The sequence below is a fragment of the Microcoleus sp. B3-A4 genome (assembly GCF_036705385.1).
Classification (GTDB): domain Bacteria; phylum Cyanobacteriota; class Cyanobacteriia; order Cyanobacteriales; family Microcoleaceae; genus Microcoleus.
Window position 1 is genome coordinate 1 of sequence record NZ_JAUBUI010000206.1, and the last position, 1823, is coordinate 1823.

At 40.8% G+C, this 1823-nt stretch carries 2 protein-coding genes and 1 pseudogene; 1 reads left to right on the plus strand and 2 read right to left on the minus strand.

The window, feature by feature from the left end:
* The first annotated feature begins 63 nt into the window (after positions 1 to 63).
* Positions 64 to 1117: pseudogene (locus QUB33_RS29370) on the plus strand (IS630 family transposase).
* 30 nt (positions 1118 to 1147) lie between these two features.
* On the opposite strand, the gene QUB33_RS29375 reads toward QUB33_RS29370, so the two are convergent.
* Together QUB33_RS29375 and QUB33_RS29380 are read right to left on the minus strand one after the other, a co-directional pair.
* Entirely contained in the window at positions 1148 to 1441 is a 294-nt protein-coding gene (locus QUB33_RS29375; RefSeq protein WP_333358185.1) for a hypothetical protein, read from the minus strand.
* Positions 1414 to 1572, minus strand: a complete 159-nt coding sequence (locus tag QUB33_RS29380) for a hypothetical protein (protein WP_333358188.1) — start codon at positions 1570 to 1572, stop codon at positions 1414 to 1416. The genes QUB33_RS29375 and QUB33_RS29380 overlap by 28 nt, the downstream gene beginning before the upstream one ends.
* Positions 1573 to 1823: the final 251 nt, after the last annotated feature.

The window sequence follows — 1823 nt, forward strand, 5'->3', positions numbered from 1 at the left end:
TGAGGCTATTTCTGCCCATTCTTGTGACTTGGCTCGGCCTGAGCTCATTCCCCTTTTTCAGACCTGAATCCTTACGTCCAAGCTTTATTAGAACTAGAAAGTTTTATTGCCAGTAATCCCGACGCAAGAGAACTAAAAAGAGCCGTAGCTGTCCGCATGCTAATGGAAGGTATCTGCCGAGGAACCATTCAAACTATTTTAGGAGTATCATCTCCCTTTATCAGCAAGTGGAAAATCAATTAGGCGTTGCAGGGAATAGAAGGATTGCGCTTAAAACATCAAGGTTCGCAGGGACAACTTAAGCCAGAAGAACGAGAGGAAATTATCCAATGGTTAACCAATCAAAACTACTGGGATTTATCCGCCCTAGAAAACTATATAGCCGAGCGGTATCAGATTGAGTTTCAATCTAAAACCAGCTACTATCAACTCTTTAAGTCAGCGGGAATTAGCTGGAAAAAGTCTCAAAAAAAGAACCCCAAACGGGATGAAGAACTGGTCAAAAAAAAGCATGAAGAAATTTGTAAAAATCTTGAACAACATCGGGAAGCTATAGAGTCGGGAACGCTGGTGGTGTATTTAATTGATGAGTGCCATCTCCTCTGGGGAGATGTCTGTGGTTATCTTTGGGGAAAGCGCAATGAGAGGATAGAAATACCGCTAGTGAATGAAAGAGAAAAACAAACTTATTATGGCGCAATAAATCTTTTAAGAAAACAGTTGGTTCTGCGAGAATATGCGCGTGCAAATTCCGAAAATACGGTCGCTTTCCTCAAGGATTTACAATCTTTAAATCCGGCAGCGCGACATTTGATTATTTGGGATGGAGCTAGCTATCACAGATATAAAGAGATGAAAGCTTATCTAGAAGAAATTAATCTAGGTAAGGATAAGGATGAATGGCCTTTAACTTGTATATTGTTTGCTCCCAATGCTCCGCCTGCAGAATCCCGTAGAAGATATTTGGCTAAATGCCAAGACTTGGTTGAGAAAATTTGGGAAGCGTCTGCGTTCTTTTTCCTTAGTTAAATGGTTCTTTAATTTTACCATACAGGAGCAAAGTTTTGACTTTCCCAAGCTACACAAATTTGGTAATTTTGAGCCAACATTCTCATGAAACTACTGCTCGCTCGAACTCTCAATCGATTTATGAATGATTTACGATCGCTATATGAAGGGCAAAATCAACTTCTGTTCTGGTATCTCCACAAGTCGGCTCAATAATTTGACCCGTGGCAACATCAAAGCTAGCAATTAAGCTTTGTGTGCCGTGACGAATGTACTCAAATTCCCGAATTGCGACTTTGCCTGGTCGCATTGACAAGTCTTTTTGTAAGCGCTCAGTCGCTTGAATACCGGTCATCTCATCAATGGATATTGTGCGTTCCCCCTGAAAATGACGCTCAATCGCACTCATGTATAAACCAGTAATATCTTCCACTTTTGCGTCAAATTCTGCGTCTTCAGGGGGGGGTTAACCAGTAGCGACAAGGCGTGGGGTTTAACTTCTGCTTCTTCTAGTAATCTTCCCACATGGCGGACAGATATGCTTTCAATAATGCCTTGTTTCATGATTTCATCTGCCAGTGTTCGCTTATGTCCAGTGACTTATTGGCCTGCCGTAATCGAATGGTGACGAACACAAAGAGTGCAAACAACTCGATTATTTGTTCCATACTAAATTTTACTGGTGCACCCACACGCTCTTGATCTTGTAATCTTTGCAAAATCGATAAGCTGTTGCAAATTTAAACTGTGATACAAGCATTACCCTTATTTTTGATTTTGCGACCCCATTTAATTATTAATTGCCCTTCATTTAA